We start from the raw sequence: 18,061 nt of genomic DNA, 5'->3' as shown, positions 1-18,061 counted from the left end.
TCCCGTCGGCATCGCCGCCGGCGGGTAAAAGACACAGCTTTAACTGAATAATCACGATGGCGGGCTCTGATTTAATAGATATCGCTTGCGGCGTTAAATCAGCGTTTTTAAACCCTTCGGAACGACCACGGCAGACAGGATGGGTAATCAGGCCTGCGAGTTGTAGTCAGACAGGCTATATTATGAAACGTTATTATTGTGTTATCTACGTAGTGTGATCTAAATCACTTTTAAGCCAGGATTAACAATGGAACGATTAAAGAGCATGTCGGTCTTCGCCAGAGTGGTGGAATTCGGCTCGTTCACCGCCGCCGCCCGTCAGTTGCAGATGAGCGTATCCGCCGTCAGCCAGACGGTTACCCGGCTGGAAGATGAATTGCAGGTGAAATTGCTCAACCGCAGCACCCGTAGCATCGGGCTGACGGAAGCCGGCAGGATTTACTACCACGGCTGCCGCCGCATGTTGCACGAAGCGCAGGAAGTGCATGAGCAGTTATATGCGTTCAACAACACCCCGATCGGTACGCTGCGCATCGGCAGTTCCTCTACCATGGCGCAAAACGTGCTGGCGAATATGACCACCGACATGCTGAAAGAATACCCAGGGCTGTCGGTCAATCTGGTGTGCGGCATTCCGGCACCGGACCTGATCGCCGACGGGCTGGACATCGTCATCCGGGTCGGCGCGCTACAGGACTCCAGCCTGTACAGCACCCGTCTCGGCTCCATGCCGATGGTGGTCTGCGCCGCCAGAAGCTACCTGACGCAGCACGGCTCGCCGGAAAAACCCGCTGACGTGAGTAACGTGTCCTGGCTGGAATACAGCGTCCGCCCGGACAGCGAATTTGAGCTGATAGCGCCGGAAGGCATCACCACCCGGCTAACGCCGCAAGGGCGCTTCGTCACCAACGACCCGGTCACGCTGATTCGCTGGCTGAAAAACGGCGCCGGCATCGCCTATGTGCCGCTAATGTGGGTATTTGAAGAGATCAAACGCGGCGAAATAGAGATCCTATTCCCGCGTTATCATTCGGACCCGCGCCCGGTGTACGCGCTCTACACCCGCCGCGACAACCTGCCGCTGAAAGTACAGGTGTGCATCAACTACCTGACCGAGTATTTCAACAAGGTGGCGCTGATTTATCAGGGATACCGGCAGGAACATTCGCAGGCCGAGCCGCAGCAGAAATAAATCAGGCCGCGCAGGCGGCCTGATTGAACGATTAACGCGACAACGAATAACACAACAACTAACCCATTAACGCTTATCGCGCAGCGGCTTAGGCGGTGCCGCCCACCGTAATGTTGTCGAGCTTCAGCGTCGGCTGACCGACGCCGACCGGCAGGCTTTGCCCTTCCTTGCCGCACACCCCGACGCCTCTATCCAACGCCAGATCGTTGCCGACCATTGAGATCTGCTGCATGGCTTCAATGCCGGAGCCAATCAGCGTCGCGCCCTTCACCGGTTTGGTGACGCGGCCGTTCTCGATCAGGTACGCCTCGGAGGTAGAGAACACGAACTTGCCGGAGGTGATATCCACCTGGCCGCCGCCGAAGTTCGGCGCGTACAAGCCGTAATCCACGCTGGCGATGATCTCCTCCGGGGTGGATTTACCCGCCAGCATGTAGGTGTTGGTCATACGCGGCATCGGCAGATGGGCGTAAGACTCGCGGCGGCCGTTGCCGGTCGGCGCGACGCCCATCAGACGGGCGTTCAGTTTGTCCTGCATGTAGCCTTTGAGAATACCGTTCTCGATCAGCACGTTGTACTGGCCGGGCACGCCTTCGTCATCCACCGCCAGCGAACCGCGACGCCCTTCCAGCGTGCCGTCATCCACCACCGTGCACAGTTCGGACGCCACCAGCTTGCCCACCTGACCGCTGAACACCGAGGTGCCGCGGCGGTTGAAGTCGCCTTCCAGACCGTGACCGACCGCTTCGTGCAACAGCACGCCCGGCCAGCCAGCCCCCAGCACCACCGGCATCGACCCAGCCGGCGCCGCCACGGCGGACAAATTGACCAGCGCCATGCGCACCGCCTCTTTGGCCCAGGCTTCCGCCCGCACTTCGCCATCCGCCTGCTGCCAGAAATAATCGTAGCCGGTACGCGCGCCGCCGCCGCTGGAACCGCGTTCACGACGGCCGTCTTCCTCCACCAGCACGCTAACGGACAACCGCACCAGAGGGCGCACATCCGCCGCCAGCGTACCGTCGGTGGCGGCCACCAGAATCAGCTCATACACGCCGGTCAGGCTGGCGGTGACTTCCTGCACACGCGCATCCGCCGCGCGGGCGGTAGCGTCAACCCGTTGCAACAGCGCGATCTTCTCTTCGCGCGTCAGGCTATCCAGCGGATTGGCCTGCGGGTACAGGCCGCGATGCGGCACTTCGCCCAGCGTTTTGACCGCGCCGTTGCCCTGTTCGCGCACAATGCTGCGCGCGGCCTGCGCGCTTTGCTGCAACGCATTGAGCGTAATCTGATCGGCGTAGGCAAAACCGGTCTTCTCGCCGTTGATGGCCCGGATACCCACGCCCTGATCGATATGATAAGAACCGTCCTTGATGATGCGGTCTTCCAGCACCCAGGACTCGTGATAGCTTGACTGAAAATACAGGTCGGCGTAGTCGATACGCCGCTCACTCAACGTGCCTAAAACGGACTGTAAATCCTGATGGCTCAGTTTATTGGCTGTGAGTAATTGCTCACTGACAAATGTCAGACTCATAGAATGTCACTCTTATTGTCAATGTCATCGGATAACCAGACCGCAGTTACTGGCCCGCCGCCTCGGCGGCTTTGGCTTTTTGCGGTTCACGCACTACTTCCTGAATCTTTGGTTGATCCACACTACCGGAAATGTGGTAACGAATCAGGGAAATTTTACTCCACAGCGGCGCCAGCACCTTGCTGGCGGCAAACACCGCCGCCCCGATGACTGGGTTAACCGCAAAGGCGGTCGCCACGCCGACGGTGGCGGAAATCTCCGGCGCCACCACCGCTTCCATCGACAGCTCGCGTTTCACCAGGTCGATGTCGCCTTTCATGGCGATATCTGCTTCAAGGCCGTCCACCAGCAGGTTATCGGTGTGCAACACGCCGTCTTTTATCCACGCCGTGCTGCGAACCGAGTCAAAGTAAAAGCCTTTGCCGAAGGTGTCGCTGAAATCAAACTGTAGCTTACGCAGCAGCGCATCGAAACTCACCAGCCGTAATAATTGCCCGGCCTGACCGGTGCCGACGTTGACGATCTCGCCCTTGCCGATATCGGTTTTCAGAATCCCGCTCAGGCTCGGAATATGCGGCGCCCACGGCGAACCGTGCCAGTAGAGGTCATAGTCGATCTTGAACGCGCCGGCGCGCAACGGCGTCGCCAGCCCCAGCCAGTCGGCGTTGTCGCTCAGGCTGCCGCCGGACAACTGCCCTTTGATCGCGGTGCGGGTGCCTTCGCCGCTTTCCTGCCAGCTGCCGTCCAGCGTCAGCTTCGCCTTACCGTTGTCGACCAGCCCGTTGGCCAGCACCAGCTTGTTGGGTTCCGGTTGCAGCGTGCCTTTCACCTGCCCGACGTTTTGCCCCATTAGCCAGCATTCACGGCAGTCGAACTGCAGCGCCGGCCAGTCTTCAAAGCGAATACTGGGATCGTTGAGCGGCGATTTTTTCTCCGCCAGCGCCGCCGGGTTGGTGGCATCGTCCCCTTGCCACTGCGGATTGTAATAAAGATAGCGCACATCGCCGCGCCACAGCCCGGACGTCGGGATCAGCAGGCGACCATCGATTTCCCTGCCGGCGGCGGTGATTTCGCTGCCGCCGTTCTGGCTGCGGCTGGTAAACATCAGGTCATGCCACTGCTGACCGAGTATTTTCAGCTCCGGCGTGGTCAGCGTCACCCGATCCGGCCACTGAAAACGGCTGGCTCCGGCCTGTGCCGACACGGCGTTGCGCACGCCGGGCAGCAGCGCCAGCCAGCGCTCGCCGTCCAGCGGCGGCAGCGCCAGCGTCAGCGACGAATCATCGGGCAGCGGCGGGGGTTTCGCCCCTTCCTGCCAGGCGGCTCGCGTCAGCATGACTTTGTTGTCTTTAAGCAGCCACTGACTGTTGAAAGACTGGCTTTTTCCCAATGAACCGGTAAGCGAGAAACCGCGCTCGTCCCCTTTGGCGCTGACCTGAAGACCCAGCGCCGCTCCTCCGGCCTTATTCAGCGGAGAAGGTAAGCGACTGCTCACTTCCTTCAAGTCGCCTTGTACTGTGACGTCATAACTGGACGGCCCCTGATGCGGCAACGTGACCTGTACCGTACTCTGCCAGCTGGCATTGCCATTCAGCGCCGCCGCTACCGGTTTGGGCAACTCCGGCAGGCGCGACGCCGCCCAGTTCCCCTGCAATCCGACATTGACCAGAAACGCTTTTTCCTGTTCCTGCGTCGAGAAGTTGAAGATGAGCGGTTGTTCGAGCCAGCGCCCCTGCAGCGTCTGGCTGGAAAGATTGCCGTTATCGTAATGAAATGCCCCGCTGACGGACTGGAGCGACACATCCAGCGGCTTGATAAACAAATGATTATTGTTGAGCGCCACGTCACCGCTGGCCTTCACCAGCCCGCCATTGAGCGGGATGTCGAGATGCAGGTTGCCCTGAACCTCCCCGCCAATCTGAATCTGTGTTAGCGCGCCGCCTAGCGAGCTTTTCAGCGGCGTTTGGTCGAAGTAATCGCTCACTTCTTTACCGCTTCCGCTGATGTCGCCGTCAATCAGCAGCGTCTCTTTGCTGTAGTCTGGGATAACGGCATTGACGTTGCGCCCTTCGGCATCGCCCAGCATGACATGCGGCGCCGACATCCACAGGCCGTTGTTAAGGAAATTCAGCGAGATATTCAGATTATCCAGCGCCGGCCAACCGGGTTGGAATTCGAAACGCGATTTTTCCAGCGGCACCCAAACCTGGAACTGCCCTTCCTGATGTTCAAACGGGAACTGCGCCGGATTACCGGCGAACACCAGCGTGGCATTGTCCACCTGACCCGACTTAATGGCGCCGGTCAGGTAATTCACCAGATCCTTGCCCATAAAGGGTTCGGGGTAGTAACGCCAGGCATCGGCGGCATCGCCAAGTCGAATCCCGGCCAGAATATCCAGCCGGGGCTCACCTTGAGCGGGATGACGATAGCGGAAATCGCCGTTGGCCCACAGCGAACGGGAGCGCACGTCCAACCCTTGTCCCCACAGTTCCCAACCCTGAGAGTCGCTACGCCAGTCCAGCGTGGCGTCCGCCTGCCGGATATCCAGCGGCGCACGGAACATATCCTGATACGGCAACGTACTCTGCGCCAGATTCACCCGCACCCGCCCGCGCGCCAGGCTGCCGGCCGCCTCGCCGGAAACATGGTTGGCACCCGGCAGCAATTGCCAGTTTTTCCAGCCGACATCCTGCCAGCTCGCCTGAAAGCGGGTCTGCTCCGGCTGCTGCAAGGGGATATCCAGCGCCAGCGCGGTCAGTTGGCCTTGCGGCTGCAGTGCCTGCCAGCGGGTTTTCAGTTCCGGCGTGGCGGTACTTAGCAACGGCAGCAACGGCCCCAGGCGTTCCAGCGCCAGATGACGACCGCGAATGCGTAACTCGGCCAAACGGTCCGGCCCCAGCAACTGGGTGTCCGCCGGCAGCCACAGCGCGGACAACTGCCCTTTCGGCCAGTCGACGCCATCGGTGGACAGGTTCAGCGCCGGCACATCCAGTTGCCAGCCGTTCTGGTAGCGGCTGGCGTGCAGCGTCATGCCGTTAATCCCCAGCCGGTGCAGCGTGTCGCCGTCGCGCCAGCTGGCGTCGCCCTGACTGAGCAACAGATCGCCGCCGTACATATCGCCTTCCCGCACCTGTAACCAGGCGGCGAGGCTGAAATTGGCGCTCTCCAGCCCGGTGTTGTTGCGAATCCAGCGGCCCAGCCACGGTTTCATGTCGATGTTGTCGGCCTGTAAATAAACCACGCCGTTATTCAGCCAGCCCTGCTCATCACGCAAATCCATGCGCAGCTGCACCACGCCGTGCTGACCATTGAAGCTCGACAGGCTAATCTGCCCTTCCGCCCGGTGGCGGTTTTTGCCGTTCAGCCAGGTCAGTTGGGGAATCTGTAACTCGGCCTGGGTACCCGCCGGGGTCAGAAAACGGATGCGGCTATTGCGCAGATCGAAATGATCGAACTGCCGCAGGAACAGCGAACCGAGTTGATCCGGCTCCCAGGTACGGGAACGCTGTCGATCGGGGTCGATCGGGGTTTTGATGTCTACTTGCAGGTGATAAAACGTGAGATCGCGGAACTTCCACTTCAGATGCAGCAGCGACTGCCAGACATCCAGCGCCACCGAAATACGCTCCGACTGCCACTCGGCGTCCGGATGATGAATACGCAGGTTGGTGATATCCAGCGTGGGGCCAAAGGTTTCCCAACTGCCGCTGAGGCTTTCCACCTCCATCGGCAAGCCGGTGACGGACTGCGCCCAGGCCACGACCTGTGGCCGGAAAGTATCCAGCGTTGGCAGCACCATTCTCAGGCCGCTGACCAGCAGCGCGGCCAGAACAATCAGAATGGCGCCCGTCGCTGCTGCTATTCCGGGCAATCGCTTTATGCCGGGCAGTCGCCTCACACATGTCTCCTCGTTGTTCGTCACCGGCGACGAGCGAAAACCTTAAACAGAGAAAAGCCCGCCTGCCGGTTGCGGCGGCGGGCGGCATGACCTTACATCATGACCACATCAAACTGTTCCTGGCTGTACAGGGGTTCGATCTGCACCTTGACCTGCTTGCCGACGAAAATCTCCACTTCCGCCAGCGCATGCGACTCGTCGCTTTTCAATGCGTCGCCCACCGCCGGTGAAGCGTAAACCAGGAAGCGGTCGGAGTCATAGGCATGGTGCACACGCACGATTTCGCGCATGATTTCATAGCATACGGTTTCCACGGTTTTTACCGACCCGCGGCCGTGACAGGTAGGACACTCGCTGCACAACACATGTTCTATGCTCTCACGGGTGCGCTTGCGCGTCATCTCCACCAGCCCTAATTGCGAGAAGCCGCTGATGCCGGTTTTGACCCGATCCTTGCTTAACGCCTGCTCCAGCGAATGCAGCACGCGACGGCGATGCTCCTCATTCCCCATATCGATGAAATCGATGATGATGATCCCGCCCAGATTGCGCAGCCGCAGCTGACGGGCAATCGCCTGCGTCGCTTCAATATTGGTATTGAAAATGGTTTCGTCCAGATTGCGGTGACCGACAAACGCGCCGGTGTTGATATCGATGGTGGTCATCGCTTCCGTCTGGTCGATTATCAGATAGCCGCCGGATTTCAGTTCTACCTTACGATCCAGCGCCCGCTGAATCTCGTTTTCCACGTCGTACAGGTCGAAAATCGGCTGTTTGCCGCTGTAATGCTCCAGCTTGCTGGTCATTTCCGGAATATATTCGGCGGTGAACTCCAGCAAGGAGTCGTAGGTCAGTTTCGAATCGACACGGATGCGATCCAGCGACGCGCCGGCGAAATCACGCAGAATGCGATGGGCCAGCGCCAGTTCGCCATACAGTTTGCATTTGGTCTGGTTGCGCTTTTTGCGCTCCATGACCTTGGTCCACAAACGCTTGAGAAAGGCGGCATCTTGCGACAGTTCTTCTTCGCCCACGCCTTCGGCGGCGGTGCGGATAATAAAACCGCCCTGCTCGTCGCAGTAATCGGCCACCGTCTTTTTCAGGCGCTCGCGCTCGGCTTCGCTTTCAATACGCTGGGATACCCCGACGTGCGACGCACCCGGCATAAACACCAGATAGCGCGACGGCAGCGTGATATCGGTGGTCAGGCGCGCGCCCTTGGTGCCGAGCGGGTCTTTCACCACCTGGACCATCAGGTCCTGCCCCTGACGCACCAGTTCGGCGATGTCGCGCACATGGAAATTTTTCTGCTCGTCGCCGGCCACGCATTCAGTATGCGGCATGATATCGGAAGCGTGCAGAAACGCCGCCTTATCCAACCCGATATCGACGAATGCCGCCTGCATGCCCGGCAACACACGGCTAACCCGGCCTTTGTAGATATTGCCGACAATTCCACGCCGGGCTTCCCGCTCGATATGGATTTCCTGCAAAATACCGCCGTCAATATAAGCGACGCGCGTCTCTGAAGGGGTAATATTTACCAGCAACTCAGCGGTCATGGGTTCCTCGTGCTTTACGCCGTGCAGAAAAATGTGTGAACAATTCAAGAGTTTCCACCAATGGCAACCCTACCACGGCGTGATAGCTCCCGAAAATCGATTTAACGAAACATCCGCCCTTTCCCTGGATGCCATAAGCGCCGGCTTTATCCATCGGCTCGCCGCTGGCGATATAGCGTGTAATTTCATCGTCGGAGAGCGTGCGGAATTGTACCTCGGTCACGACCCGCGCCGACACGCTCTCACGGCGGTCCGCCAGCGCCAGCGCGGTCATCACCTGATGACGCTGACCGGACAGCGCGCGCAGGATACGAGCGGCATCGTCTTCATCGCGGGGTTTTTCCAGCACCTGACCGTTCAGCACCACAATGGTGTCGGCGCCCAGCACCGGCAAATCCTCCGGCGCGACCGCCACGCCGGCGGCGGCTTTGTCGCGCGCCAGACGGCTGACATACTGTTCCGGCGTTTCATCCGGCTGGCGCTGCTCGGCGACATCGATCTTCAAAATATCGAACGACAACTCCAGCAACGTCAGCAGTTCGCGGCGACGAGGCGACGCGGACGCCAGGTACAGATCGGTCATCTCTTTCCTCTTATCATTTTCTTGTTATTGAACGGCAAACTGGCGGCGAATCTTGCGCATCAGCAGGAACAGCCACGGCCACAGCACGCCGTCGACGACACTATTCCAGAAAATTTCCGGCCGTAAAGAGACATTGATCACCAGGAACTCTGCCCAGAACACCAGCAAATCCAGCACCAGCGACAGCAGCATGACGATCAGCGCCTGCTGCCACAGCGCCATATTGCGGAACAGCTGGAATTTGAACGCCACCAGATAGGCGATGATGCTCAGCCCCAGCGCTCGGACTCCCAGCGTGGAACCGAGGATCAGATCGGTAATCATCCCCAGCACAAACCCGGTGCCGACATTGACCCGGTGCGGCAACGCCATCACCCAATAAATCAGGATCAACGTCAGCCAGGACGGGCGATACATGTAGAGGTCATCCGGCCAGGGCATGATCTGCAATACCATTGCCACCAGAAAGGAGAGCCAGATGATCCAGTGCCCGTGTCGGCGATAGCTATTCATCGGCTACCTCCCGACGCTCCGGGCGCGGGCGTCGTCCTCTGCTGCGACGGCGCAGCCGGATTGGCGGCAGGCGTCGTGGCATTTCGGGGCGACGTCGCGTTCGCCGGTTTGGACGGCGCGGCGCTATTGGTTTTGACCGGCGTCGTTTTGGCCGGTGGCGCGGGCGGGCCGACAAAATCAGTCGCCTGTGTGTTAGCCGGCGCAGGCGGCCCCATTTCCTCCGGCGACGGCAGCACGTGCGGCATCATCTGCATCAGGCGCTCGTTCGCCACCCGATGTACGTCGTCCGGCGGCAGCGCGGTGCGGGAATTGCTGTCCACGCCCCACATCAGCAACAGATAACGCAGGCGTTGCAGTTCGGCGGTGGGACGCGCCTGAATAACGGTGTAAGCGCGCTGGGTGTCCACTTTCACGGACGACACCACCGCCACCGGATACCCTTCCGGGAAGCGGCCGCCCAGACCGGAAGTAACCAGCACATCGCCGACCCGAATATCGGTATTATTGGGCAAATGTTCCAGCTGTAAATCTTCGGTGCAGCCGTTGCCGGCGGCGATAACGCGGATATCGTTGCGCAACACCTGAATCGGCAGCGCATGAGACGCATCGCAAATCAACAGCACGCGACTGGTAAACTGCCCCACCGCGACAACCTGACCGACCACGCCTTTATCGCTGATGACCGGCTGCCCTTCATACACGCCGTTGACGTTGCCTTTGTCGATCACCACCTGATCGCTGTAGGGATCGGAGCCGGAGGACAGTACCTGCGTGACCATCTTCTGCTCTTCCTGACGCAACGGGGACCCCAGCAGTTCACGCAGACGGGCGTTCTCCTGACGAAACTGCCCCAGCAGCAGCAGATCGCTGTTTTTCAGCAGCAGCTCCTGACGCAGGGCGGTGTTTTCCCGCTCCAGTTGCTCACGAGAGGTCAGATTGGCGGATAGGTTATCCAGCATGGCGCGCGGGCCATTCGCCAGAAAATAGAACGGGCTGACGGCGGTATCCATGTACGTTCTGATTTTGACAAACGTACCGAGCCGACTGTCAGCAAAGATAATGACAATTGCGATAATGACTGCAAGAAAAAGGCGCAGTTGCAGGGAGGGGCCCCGGCTAAAAATCGGCTTCATAAAATTGCGTATTCCTCGACAATAAAAAAGGAGGCTGCCACGCGGGATGAATACAGCAGGCTTTCATCCATGCGATCGGTCCCCCTTCTTTGTTCTGGCCGGATTATTCTTCGCTGAACAAATCGCCGCCATGCATGTCGATCATTTCCAACGCTTTACCACCGCCACGCGCTACGCAGGTCAGCGGGTCTTCCGCCACCACGACCGGAATGCCGGTTTCTTCCATCAGCAGGCGATCGAGGTTGCGCAGCAGCGCGCCGCCGCCGGTCAACACCATGCCGCGTTCAGAAATATCGGACGCCAGTTCCGGCGGGCACTGCTCCAGCGCCACCATCACGGCGCTGACGATACCGGTCAGAGGTTCCTGCAGCGCTTCCAGAATCTCATTGGAGTTGAGGTTGAAACCGCGCGGCACACCTTCAGCCAGGTTACGACCGCGCACTTCGATTTCGCGCACTTCGTCGCCCGGATAGGCAGAACCGATTTCATGTTTGATACGCTCAGCGGTGGCTTCACCGATCAGCGAGCCGTAGTTACGGCGCACATAATTGATGATGGCTTCGTCAAAGCGGTCGCCGCCGATACGCACCGAGGAGGAGTACACCACGCCGTTCAGGGAGATCACCGCTACTTCGGTAGTACCGCCGCCGATATCGACCACCATGGAGCCGGTCGCTTCGGATACCGGCAGACCGGCGCCGATAGCAGCCGCCATCGGTTCCTCGATCAGGAACACTTCGCGGGCGCCGGCGCCCTGAGCGGATTCGCGGATGGCGCGGCGTTCAACCTGGGTGGCGCCTACCGGCACACACACCAGCACACGCGGGCTTGGACGCATGAAACTGTTGCTGTGCACCTGTTTGATGAAGTGCTGCAGCATTTTTTCGGTGACGAAGAAGTCGGCGATCACGCCGTCCTTCATCGGACGAATGGCGGCGATATTACCCGGCGTACGGCCCAACATCTGTTTGGCCTCGTGACCGACGGCGGCCACGCTTTTCGGGGAACCGGCACGATCCTGGCGAATAGCCACCACGGAAGGCTCATTCAGTACAATGCCTTGTCCTTTTACGTAAATCAGGGTATTGGCGGTACCCAGGTCGATGGACAAGTCGTTGGAAAACATGCCACGAAATTTCTTAAACATAACTAAAGGATAATCCTGCAAGCTGGGGGCGGAAATGAAATCCGCTTACTGTACCAACCACACGCAGCAGCGACAAGGCGCTAACCGGCTCTGCTACGGTGAAAAAATGATGTTTGCGCAAATTGCCATGATAATGAATGCCTGCAGAACAGCGATCCTTCTGGCAGCGGCTGGGATTGTCGCAAGCTGTCCCCGAAAATTGCGCGAACCACCGACATAAAATCTAACATTTTCGTGCGCGCCGCCTCGTTCAGCAAATCGGTCAGCTACGCTATGGCGCCGATATTCTACGCTAATTTGTTCGGATTTTGACATCAAACATACGTGCGTGGTGAATATTTTTTCAGCGTGTTGCTCACCGGCTCGGAAGCGGCGAACAGATCGCCCTGACCGCCGCAAACACCTTTATCCAGCAACGTCTGCCACTCCTCGCGCGTACGCACGCCGGCGGCGAACACCTGAGCATGCGTTCCCTTGCAGGCTTCGGTCAGGCTGCTGACAAACAGCTGATTCTCCGGTCGCTTATCCAGGCTGCGCACCAGCCCCGGATGCAGTTTGATCACCTCCACCTGCAGCGACTTGATATAGGCGGTGCTGACCAGCGTCAGCCCGGCCTGCGTCACCGCCAGCCGGCAGCCCAGGCCGGTGATCATGGCAAGTATTGGTCGCAAACGGCCGATATATTGACACACATCCGCTTCCGCAAGTTCAAACAATAATCGCTCGCGCTGCCTTTTCGGACACTGGAGCAACGTTTCGCGCAGCCAGCGCAGGAACGGCCGCTGCAGCAGCGAATCCACCGTAATCGGGAACGCCAGTACCGAATCCTGCCAGCTAACCGTCAGGGCAATTACCCGGTTGATCAGTTGCCGGTCATAACCGGAGGTCAGGCCGAGCTGACGCACCAGCGGCATGTACTCCGCCTCCAGCAATTCCTGGGTGCCATCATAAATTCTGCTAAACATTTCCCGGTGATGCACCTCGCCGTCGCGGGTAATCGCCGGTTTCTGATACAGACGCGGCCCGCCGCGCAACAGGGTATGTTCCAGCAGGGTGCGCCACTTCACGCTGCCGCGGCCTTTTTCCGGCACCCGCCGGTCATAAACGCACCAGCCGTTGCCGCCCTGCAATACCGCGTTGCGGGTGGCGTCTTCCACGCTTTCCATCACCTGTTCGGTGGTCTGCCCGCCGTGATAGGCGCTGATGCCGATGTGCAAAATGTCTTCCCGATCGATCAGCGGCGTAACCGGCAGAATATCGATCGCTTTCACCAGTTGGCTGGCGATGCTGTCCGCTTCTTTCAGGGTGCGATGCGGCAACAGCACCGTAAAATCGCTGTGGTAGTAACGCGCCAGCAGCGCGGCGGGATAGCGTAGAACAAACGTGGACAGCAGGTTGATCAGGGTATTGCGATACTCTTCGAGCACGCCGCCATAGCCGTGCGTTTCCTGCAGGGTGTCAAAGTCCGGCAGACGGATCATCATCACCACGCCATGCGTGCCGACGTCTTCCGGGTCTTCCAGTTGCGTGGCGAGCTGATTTTCAAAAAACAGCCGGTTATTCAGACCGGTTTGCGCATCCTGCGCCGCGAACGAGCGGATCAGAGTATCGACCCGGCTGCGCGCCTCGCGCGCCTCCGCCAGATCCAGCAGCAGTTGGTCCAGCGCGCCGCTGGCCGTCGCCGGCCACTCATGCACCGAGCCATGCATCACGGTATCGCGCTCGCCCGCCAAAATCCGCCGGGCGCGCCTCTCCAGTTGCTCCTGTCCGGCCATCTGACGCCGCAACCAGCGCACGCCATGAAACACGGTCACCGCGATCACCAGTATCACCAGCACGATGGACAAAGTGGATTTGAGATAACGCGGCGTGCCGAACAGCGGATCGACGTAGGTCACGTTCACCTTCACATCGGTGTGGTGCAACAACGATAAGCGGGTGTGACGATAGAGCAGCGCCCGATCCGCGCCGTCAGACAACATTTCCGGCAAACGTAATAAATAGAGGCTTTCATGGCCGTCGCGAATCTCCAGTTCCACGATGCCGGCCGCTTTCATCACCGCCGGCAACCAGAATTGGATACTGTCGGGCGGCTGCACCAGCAATGCCTGGTCGATACTGGCCGCCACCGCCCTGAGCTGATGTTCCATACGCTGTTGGCTATAACACACAAAACTGAAAATGCTGCTGACCAACATTAGCACCACGGCCAATGTCGTTAGCATCGTCATTAATATCGATATTCTGACAGTCAACCCCATCCCTGCGCTTAACTCCGTATCAAAGAATTGAAAAGTGCTTTCATGAGATACTTTGTGTGTTCTTTGCGATTTATCAGTTCGCATACTACCCGTTACAAATATAGTCCTTAAATGATTTACCTCTATTTTTGTCCCCGTTTTGTCCCCGATAAGGAGGATTTTTATGCGCGCTCTCGTGCTCAGGCAACAAGATGGCCTGACTTTAGCCGACGTCAACACGCTCGAACCGTCACAATTACCCGATGGCGATGTCACCGTCGACGTCGACTGGTCCGGCATCAACTATAAAGATGCGCTGGCTATCACCGGTAAAGGGAAAATCATTCGTCAGTTCCCGATGGTGCCGGGTATCGACTTTGCCGGAACCGTTCGCCACAGCGACCACCCCGACTTCAAGGCCGGGCAGCCCGTGGTGCTGACCGGATGGGGCGTGGGAGAAAATCACTGGGGCGGGCTGGCGGAACAGGCGCGGGTGCGGGCCGACTGGCTGGTGCCGTTGCCGCAGGGGCTGACGCCGCGTCAGGCGATGATCATCGGCACCGCCGGCTTCACCGCCATGCTATGCGTGATGGCGCTGGAAGAAGGCGGGGTGACCCCGGCGAGCGGAGAGATCGTGGTCAGCGGCGCCAGCGGCGGCGTCGGCAGCACCGCCGTCGCGCTGTTGCGCGCACTGGGGTATCAGGTAACGGCGATCAGCGGCCGGGCGGACAACAGCGCCTATCTGCAACAACTTGGCGCTCATCAGGTGCTGGATCGCAAAGAATTTGCCGTTGCAGGTCGTCCACTGGAAAAACAACGCTGGGCCGGCGCTATCGACACGGTAGGCGATCAGGTGCTGGCGACGCTGCTGACCCAAATGCATTACGGCGCGACCGTCGCGGCGTGCGGGCTGGCGGGCGGCGTATCGCTACCCGCCACGGTGATGCCGTTTATTCTACGCAATGTGCGCCTGCAAGGGGTCGATTCGGTGATGACGCCGCGCGCGCGGCGTGAGGAAGCCTGGCGTCGTCTGGCCGCACTGCTGCCGGCCGCTTTCTACGAGCAGGTCACACAGGAAATTACGCTGGAACAGGTTCCCGCCACCGCCGCGGCGCTGCTGGAAAATCGGGTTACCGGCCGTACGCTGGTGCGCGTCGGCACCGCAGATTGATATCTCTGTCGGGGCGGGTCGGCAACGACCTGCCCTCTCTTCTTTTTGGTAACACCGGTATTTTTGGTAACACCCGGTAAAAAAAGAACGTTTCCCCGGCACATTATTTCACCGCATACTGACATCATATTTCACCGCATACTGACGCCATCGCTATCAGGGCGTGTATTCACCCGAATCCCCCAGCCTGACACCAATAATCAACAGCGGGAGTTCACCATGTCCAGACATCGCAAATTAACCGACGCCGATGTGACGCCGGAATCCCTGTTCCATCAACGTCGCACCGTCCTCAAGGCGCTGGGTCTTACCGCCGCCACGCTGAGCCTGCCGTCCGGCGCGCGCGCCGACCTGCTCAACTGGTTTCAGGGCAAACAGGCGCCTGTCGCCCCGCCCGGTAAGCCGCTGACGTTCAGCCAGCCGCCGCAGTGGCGCCCGGCTCTGGCGTTAACGCCGGAAGACAAGGTCACCGGCTACAACAACTTCTACGAATTTGGTCTGGACAAGGCCGACCCTGCCGCCAACGCGGGCGGTCTTAAGACCGAAGGCTGGAAAGTCCGGATTGACGGTGAAGTCGCCAAACCTATCACGCTGGACATCGACGACATTCGTCGCCGTTTCGCGCTGGAAGAACGAATCTACCGTTTTCGCTGCGTCGAAGCCTGGTCGATGGTGATCCCGTGGGTCGGATTTGAACTGTCGCAATTGATAAAACTGGCCGAACCAACCAGCGACGCCCGTTATGTCGCCTTCCAGACGCTCTATGACCCGGCGCAAATGCCCGGTCAGAAAGATAGTTTCGTCGGCGGCGGCCTGGACTATCCCTATGTCGAAGGGTTACGCATGGACGAAGCCATGCACCCGTTGACGTTGCTGGCGGTCGGCGTATACGGCAAAACGCTGCTGCCGCAAAACGGCGCGCCGATACGGCTGGTGACGCCGTGGAAATACGGCTTCAAGAACATTAAATCCATCGTGCATATCCGCCTGACCCGGCAGCCGCCGCCGTCCACCTGGAATCTGTCCGCGCCCAACGAGTACGGGTTTTACGCCAACGTCAATCCGAACGTCGACCATCCGCGCTGGTCGCAGGCCAGCGAACGGGTAATCGGCGCCGGCGGCCTGTTGAACGTTCAACGCCAGCCGACACTGATGTTCAACGGCTATGCCGACCAGGTCGCCGCGCTGTATCAGGGGTTGGATTTACGGGCGAACTTCTGATCGCCGCAGGGTTTAATCCCTATCACCGGGAACTCACAGGAATGCTCAATGCACAGGAAAACGTCCGTATGCGTTTAACCGCCCGACACATCACAGCCCTGAAAGTGGTGCTCCATCTGGCGGCGTTCCTGCCGCTGGCATGGCTGGTGCTCGCCGTCAATCAGGGCGCGTTCAGCGCCGATCCGGCCAAAGATATCCAGCATTTTACCGGCAGAATGGCGCTGAAATTGCTGCTGGCAACCTTGATGGTGACGCCGCTGGCGCGCTACGGGAAACAGCCGTTGCTGATTCGCTGCCGCCGCTTGCTGGGGCTGTGGTGTTTCGCCTGGGCCAGCCTGCACCTGCTCAGCTACACCTTGCTGGAGTTGGGGGTCAATCATCTCGATCTGCTGGGAAAAGAGATTTTCCTGCGCCCTTACCTGACGCTTGGCATGGCGAGCTGGCTGATCCTGCTGGCGTTGACGTTAACCTCCACCCAGTCGGCGCAGCGAAAACTGGGAGCCCGCTGGCAAAAGCTACATAATCTCATTTATCTGGTCGCGATCCTCGCCCCGGTTCATTATCTTTGGTCGGTAAAATCGTTGTCGCCATTGCCGATCATTTACGCTTCAGTTGCCGTCATCTTGCTGCTTTTTCGCTACAAGAAACTGCGTCAGTGGCGTCGTTAAGCGGTGATACCGACACGAATCAGGCGGCGTTTTCAGCGGAATTTCGTAAAATTTTGTCAATCACGGTCTGGCAACTCCGCAGATAAGACCAGTATTTCGCTGCCAACTGCTACGATATGGCTATAATGTTCAAACCTTGCGGGTGAGAACGGATATTTTCGCCTGGCAAAGGGTGACAAACGGATAGCTTCGCGTTATGTTGTGCGCCACTGAGCCAATCGAGGGAGATAGCAGCACAATGGCAGACAAGTTTCACATTTTGCTCCTTAACGGTCCAAACCTGAATCTGCTGGGCAGCCGTGAGCCGGATAAATACGGCCATACGACGCTGGCGGAGATCGTGAGCCGACTGGAGCAGGATGCGGCAGCGCTGAACGTGCGGCTTTCCCACCTGCAGTCGAATGCAGAACATGAGCTGATTGATCGTATCCATCAGGCCAGAGGAAACACCGATTTCATTCTGATTAACCCAGCAGCCTTTACCCACACCAGTGTGGCGCTGCGGGATGCCCTGTTGGCGGTCGCCATCCCGTTTATTGAGATCCATCTGACCAACGTGTACGCACGTGAACCCTTCCGTCATCACTCCTACCTGTCCGACGTGTCGGCCGGGGTGATCTGCGGTCTGGGGGCAGATGGATACCATTATGGTTTACAGACGGCGGTAAAACGCCTGTCAACGTCCAATTAACCGTTTCCAATTAACAAGAGTACGGAACCACATTCATGGATATTCGTAAAATCAAGAAACTGATCGAACTGGTTGAAGAATCTGGCATCGCTGAACTGGAAATCTCCGAAGGAGAAGAGTCAGTACGCATCAGTCGCGCTCCGGCGCCGGGTAGCTACCCCATGATGCAACAGGCCTACGCGCCAATGCCTCAGTTCGCTCCAGCCGCCGCACCGGTTGCAGCGCCTGCCGCCGCGGCAGAAGCCGCCGCACCGGCCGCCATCAGCGGTCACGTGGTACGTTCGCCGATGGTCGGCACCTTCTACCGCACGCCGAGCCCGGATGCTAAAGCCTTTGTGGAAGTCGGCCAGCAGGTGAAAGTAGGCGACACCCTGTGCATCGTTGAAGCAATGAAAATGATGAACCAGATCGAAGCGGACAAAGCGGGCGTGGTGAAAGCCATTCTGGTTGAAAGCGGCCAGCCGGTTGAATTTGACGAGCCACTGGTTGTCATCGAATAACGAGG

General features: G+C 59.0%; 14 protein-coding genes. 6 read left to right on the top strand and 8 right to left on the bottom strand.

What is annotated here, in order from left to right; genetic code table 11:
* Nucleotides 1-247: 247 nt before the first annotated feature.
* Entirely contained in the window at nucleotides 248-1,192 is a 945-nt protein-coding gene (aaeR, locus tag DDA898_RS01855) for an HTH-type transcriptional activator AaeR (RefSeq protein WP_038910027.1), read from the top strand.
* An 88-nt stretch (nucleotides 1,193-1,280) separates the two neighbouring features.
* On the opposite strand, the gene tldD is transcribed toward aaeR, so the two are convergent.
* From tldD to csrD, 8 genes are all read right to left on the bottom strand, one after another.
* On the bottom strand, nucleotides 1,281-2,726 hold the full coding sequence (gene tldD / locus DDA898_RS01850) for a metalloprotease TldD (protein WP_013315992.1): 1,446 nt from the start codon (nucleotides 2,724-2,726) through the stop codon (nucleotides 1,281-1,283).
* Between the two features lie 46 nt (nucleotides 2,727-2,772).
* Nucleotides 2,773-6,609, bottom strand: a complete 3,837-nt coding sequence (yhdP, locus tag DDA898_RS01845; protein ID WP_038912388.1) for an AsmA2 domain-containing protein YhdP — start codon at nucleotides 6,607-6,609, stop codon at nucleotides 2,773-2,775.
* Nucleotides 6,610-6,719: 110 nt separating this feature from the next.
* The gene (gene rng, locus DDA898_RS01840; RefSeq protein WP_013315990.1) at nucleotides 6,720-8,189 is read right to left on the bottom strand and encodes a ribonuclease G; all 1,470 of its coding nucleotides are present in this window, start codon (nucleotides 8,187-8,189) and stop codon (nucleotides 6,720-6,722) included.
* Nucleotides 8,179-8,772, bottom strand: a complete 594-nt coding sequence (locus DDA898_RS01835) for a Maf family protein (protein ID WP_013315989.1) — start codon at nucleotides 8,770-8,772, stop codon at nucleotides 8,179-8,181. Before DDA898_RS01835 ends, rng begins: the two co-directional genes overlap by 11 nt.
* Nucleotides 8,773-8,796: 24 nt before the next feature.
* Nucleotides 8,797-9,285, bottom strand: coding sequence for a rod shape-determining protein MreD (mreD, locus tag DDA898_RS01830; protein ID WP_013315988.1), 489 nt, complete (start codon nucleotides 9,283-9,285; stop codon nucleotides 8,797-8,799).
* Nucleotides 9,282-10,418 carry a rod shape-determining protein MreC gene (gene mreC, locus DDA898_RS01825; RefSeq protein ID WP_038910026.1) on the bottom strand — a complete coding sequence of 379 codons (1,137 nt, stop codon included), beginning with the start codon at nucleotides 10,416-10,418 and terminating at the stop codon, nucleotides 9,282-9,284. The genes mreD and mreC overlap by 4 nt, the downstream gene beginning before the upstream one ends.
* Before the next feature lie 103 nt (nucleotides 10,419-10,521).
* The gene (gene mreB, locus DDA898_RS01820) at nucleotides 10,522-11,565 is read right to left on the bottom strand and encodes a rod shape-determining protein MreB (RefSeq protein WP_012883014.1); all 1,044 of its coding nucleotides are present in this window, start codon (nucleotides 11,563-11,565) and stop codon (nucleotides 10,522-10,524) included.
* A 314-nt stretch (nucleotides 11,566-11,879) separates the two neighbouring features.
* The gene (gene csrD, locus DDA898_RS01815) at nucleotides 11,880-13,826 is read right to left on the bottom strand and encodes an RNase E specificity factor CsrD (protein ID WP_013315985.1); all 1,947 of its coding nucleotides are present in this window, start codon (nucleotides 13,824-13,826) and stop codon (nucleotides 11,880-11,882) included.
* A gap of 163 nt (nucleotides 13,827-13,989) precedes the next feature.
* Between csrD and acuI the strand changes: the two genes are divergently transcribed.
* The 5 genes from acuI (at nucleotide 13,990) to accB (ending at nucleotide 18,056) form a co-directional block, all read left to right on the top strand.
* A complete protein-coding gene (gene acuI / locus DDA898_RS01810; protein ID WP_038910025.1) occupies nucleotides 13,990-14,976 on the top strand; it encodes an acrylyl-CoA reductase (NADPH) in 987 nt (328 codons plus the stop codon).
* A 219-nt stretch (nucleotides 14,977-15,195) separates the two neighbouring features.
* On the top strand, nucleotides 15,196-16,197 hold the full coding sequence (gene msrP, locus DDA898_RS01805; protein ID WP_038910023.1) for a protein-methionine-sulfoxide reductase catalytic subunit MsrP: 1,002 nt from the start codon (nucleotides 15,196-15,198) through the stop codon (nucleotides 16,195-16,197).
* A 68-nt stretch (nucleotides 16,198-16,265) separates the two neighbouring features.
* The gene (gene msrQ, locus DDA898_RS01800) at nucleotides 16,266-16,865 is read left to right on the top strand and encodes a protein-methionine-sulfoxide reductase heme-binding subunit MsrQ (RefSeq protein ID WP_038910022.1); all 600 of its coding nucleotides are present in this window, start codon (nucleotides 16,266-16,268) and stop codon (nucleotides 16,863-16,865) included.
* 238 nt (nucleotides 16,866-17,103) lie between these two features.
* Entirely contained in the window at nucleotides 17,104-17,556 is a 453-nt protein-coding gene (aroQ, locus tag DDA898_RS01795; RefSeq protein ID WP_038910020.1) for a type II 3-dehydroquinate dehydratase, read from the top strand.
* 35 nt (nucleotides 17,557-17,591) lie between these two features.
* Complete coding sequence (gene accB, locus DDA898_RS01790; RefSeq protein WP_038900063.1) at nucleotides 17,592-18,056, top strand: acetyl-CoA carboxylase biotin carboxyl carrier protein; 465 nt, start codon at nucleotides 17,592-17,594, stop codon at nucleotides 18,054-18,056.
* The last annotated feature ends 5 nt before the right edge of the window (nucleotides 18,057-18,061 follow it).

It is taken from the genome of Dickeya dadantii NCPPB 898 (assembly GCF_000406145.1).
Lineage (GTDB): Bacteria > Pseudomonadota > Gammaproteobacteria > Enterobacterales > Enterobacteriaceae > Dickeya > Dickeya dadantii.
This window is presented reverse-complemented; position numbering and strand designations above follow the sequence as displayed.

What these genes read in the sequence shown, in the direction of transcription:
- aaeR (WP_038910027.1), top strand. Translation starts at nt 248, where the DNA reads ATGGAACGATTAAAGAGCATGTCGGTCTTCGCCAGAGTGGTGGAATTC.
- tldD (WP_013315992.1), bottom strand. Translation starts at nt 2,726, where the DNA reads ATGAGTCTGACATTTGTCAGTGAGCAATTACTCACAGCCAATAAACTG.
- rng (WP_013315990.1), bottom strand. Translation starts at nt 8,189, where the DNA reads ATGACCGCTGAGTTGCTGGTAAATATTACCCCTTCAGAGACGCGCGTC.
- DDA898_RS01835 (WP_013315989.1), bottom strand. Translation starts at nt 8,772, where the DNA reads ATGACCGATCTGTACCTGGCGTCCGCGTCGCCTCGTCGCCGCGAACTG.
- mreD (WP_013315988.1), bottom strand. Translation starts at nt 9,285, where the DNA reads ATGAATAGCTATCGCCGACACGGGCACTGGATCATCTGGCTCTCCTTT.
- mreC (WP_038910026.1), bottom strand. Translation starts at nt 10,418, where the DNA reads ATGAAGCCGATTTTTAGCCGGGGCCCCTCCCTGCAACTGCGCCTTTTT.
- mreB (WP_012883014.1), bottom strand. Translation starts at nt 11,565, where the DNA reads ATGTTTAAGAAATTTCGTGGCATGTTTTCCAACGACTTGTCCATCGAC.
- csrD (WP_013315985.1), bottom strand. Translation starts at nt 13,826, where the DNA reads ATGGGGTTGACTGTCAGAATATCGATATTAATGACGATGCTAACGACA.
- acuI (WP_038910025.1), top strand. Translation starts at nt 13,990, where the DNA reads ATGCGCGCTCTCGTGCTCAGGCAACAAGATGGCCTGACTTTAGCCGAC.
- msrP (WP_038910023.1), top strand. Translation starts at nt 15,196, where the DNA reads ATGTCCAGACATCGCAAATTAACCGACGCCGATGTGACGCCGGAATCC.
- msrQ (WP_038910022.1), top strand. Translation starts at nt 16,266, where the DNA reads ATGCGTTTAACCGCCCGACACATCACAGCCCTGAAAGTGGTGCTCCAT.
- aroQ (WP_038910020.1), top strand. Translation starts at nt 17,104, where the DNA reads ATGGCAGACAAGTTTCACATTTTGCTCCTTAACGGTCCAAACCTGAAT.
- accB (WP_038900063.1), top strand. Translation starts at nt 17,592, where the DNA reads ATGGATATTCGTAAAATCAAGAAACTGATCGAACTGGTTGAAGAATCT.